The 2,378-nt window shown below is 63.1% G+C and carries 2 protein-coding genes; both read right to left on the bottom strand.

Annotated elements, in window-relative coordinates:
• Positions 1–688, bottom strand: a 688-nt coding sequence (locus GRZ55_RS22905) for a biotin carboxylase N-terminal domain-containing protein (protein ID WP_169289252.1), incomplete at its 3' end; no start/stop codon positions are given.
• Between the two features lie 227 nt (positions 689–915).
• Positions 916–2,378 (bottom strand): acyl-CoA carboxylase subunit beta (locus tag GRZ55_RS22900; RefSeq protein ID WP_169289251.1); only part of this gene is annotated, 1,463 nt, incomplete at its 5' end.

Here is a 2,378-nt window from a genome sequence, read left to right as displayed (position 1 = left end):
AGCATTCGCGCTCGCCCAGATGGATGACTGTGCCGTGCCTGTCACCCAACACCTGGATCTCGATGTGGCGCGGCTCGGTGACGAATTTCTCGATGAAGATGCGGTCGTCGCCGAAGGAGGCCTTGGCCTCGCCCTTGGAGGCGCGGAAACCGTCACGGGCCTCCGCGTCGTTCCAGGCAATCCGCATGCCCTTGCCGCCACCGCCGGCCGAGGCCTTGATCATCACCGGGTAGCCGATGGAGGCGGCGATGCGCACCGCCTCGTCCGCATCCTCGATCAGGCCCATATGACCCGGCACCGTGGAGACGCCCGCCTCGGCCGCAAGCTTCTTCGACGTGATCTTGTCGCCCATCGCCTGGATGGCGTTCACCGGCGGCCCGATGAAAGTCACGCCCTCCTCCGCGAGCGCCTCGGCGAAGAGCGGATTTTCGGACAGAAAGCCGTAGCCCGGATGGACGGCATCGGCCCCGGTCTGGCTGATGGCCTTGAGAATGTTGTCGATGACGATGTAGGACTGGTTGGATGGGGCCGGGCCGATATGGACCGCCTCGTCGGCCTCGCGCACATGCAGGGCGTCGCGATCGGCATCGGAATGGACCGCGACGGTGGCGATGCCGAGCTTCCTAGCGGTGCGAATAACCCGGCAGGCGATCTCGCCGCGATTGGCGATGAGGATTTTTGAAAACACTAACTTCTATCGCTCCACTATGAGAACTGCAGAGTCGCGGTGCCGCTTCCATGTTAGGCCAGCTCGATCGAGCGTGGTCGATACGTCGACAATGCAGAGACACCAATCCATCTGACCGACATGTTCCTTCCACGCGAGACTCTCTGCCCCGCCGATGTGTGAAGCCAATTGTCGAGGCGTCGAACAGATCAACCCGTCTATGAGAACCCGAGTGCACTGAGCTGGGCTCACAGCGGGATCGTGTCGTGCTTCTTCCACGGCTGTTCCTGCTTCTTGGTCCTCAGCATGGCAAAGGCCCGGGCGATCCGGCGGCGCGAGGAATGCGGCATGATCACCTCGTCGATGAAGCCGCGTTCGGCCGCCTTGAACGGGTTGGCGAAATTCTCCTCATATTCGGCCGTGCGCGCGGCGATCTTTTCCGGATCGCCGAGTTCGGAGCGGTAGAGGATCTCGGTCGCGCCCTTGGCGCCCATCACCGCGATCTCGGCGGTGGGCCAGGCATAGTTGATGTCGGCGCCGATATGTTTCGACGCCATGACGTCATAGGCGCCGCCATAGGCCTTGCGGGTGATGAGCGTGACCATGGGGACGGTGGCCTGGGAATAGGCAAAGAGCAGCTTGGCGCCGTGCTTKATGACGCCGCCGAATTCCTGGCTGGTGCCCGGCAGGAAACCCGGCACGTCGACCAGCGTCAGGATCGGGATGTTGAAGGCATCGCAGAAACGCACGAAACGGGCGGCCTTKCGGGAGGAATCGATGTCGAGGCAGCCAGCCAGCACCATSGGCTGGTTGGCGACGACGCCGACCGACTGCCCCTCGATGCGCAGGAAGCCGGTGATGATGTTTTTCGCGAAAGCTTCCTGGATCTCGAAGAAGTCACCCTCGTCGGCGAGGCTGAGGATCAGYTCCTTCATGTCGTAGGGCTTGTTGGCCGAATCCGGGATCAGGGTATTCAGCCGCGTCTCGAGGCGTTCGGGATCGTCGTGGAAGGGCCGGGTCGGCGGCTTGTCGCGATTGGACAGCGGCAGGAAATCGAACAGGCGCCGCACCTCCTCCAGCGCGATGACGTCATTGTCATAGGCGCCGTCGGCTACGGAGGATTTCTGGGTGTGGGTGCGCGCGCCGCCGAGCTCTTCGGCCGTCACGATCTCGTTGGTGACTGTCTTCACCACGTCCGGCCCGGTGACGAACATGTAGGAGGAATCGCGCACCATGAAGATGAAATCGGTCATGGCCGGCGAGTAGACCGCGCCGCCGGCGCAAGGGCCCATGATGACGGAAATCTGCGGCACGACGCCCGAGGCATCGACATTGCGCTTGAAGACATCGGCATAGCCGGCAAGCGAGGCAACGCCCTCCTGGATGCGCGCGCCGCCCGAATCGTTGAGACCGATCACGGGTGCGCCGTTGCGCATCGCCATGTCCATGATCTTGCAGATCTTCTGGGCATGGGTCTCGGACAGCGAGCCGCCGAGCACGGTGAAATCCTGGGAAAAGACGTAAGTCAGGCGGCCGTTGATGGTGCCCCAGCCGGTGACGACTCCGTCGCCCGGATATTTCTGTTCGGCCATTCCGAAATCCGTCGCCCGGTGGGCGACGAACATGTCGAATTCCTCGAAGGAGCCCTCGTCGAGGAGCACTTCGATGCGCTCGCGCGCGGTCAGCTTGCCCTTGGCGTGCTGGGCGGCGA

This window comes from Chelativorans sp. ZYF759 (assembly GCF_012911015.1).
GTDB lineage: Bacteria > Pseudomonadota > Alphaproteobacteria > Rhizobiales > Rhizobiaceae > ZYF759.
This window is presented reverse-complemented; position numbering and strand designations above follow the sequence as displayed.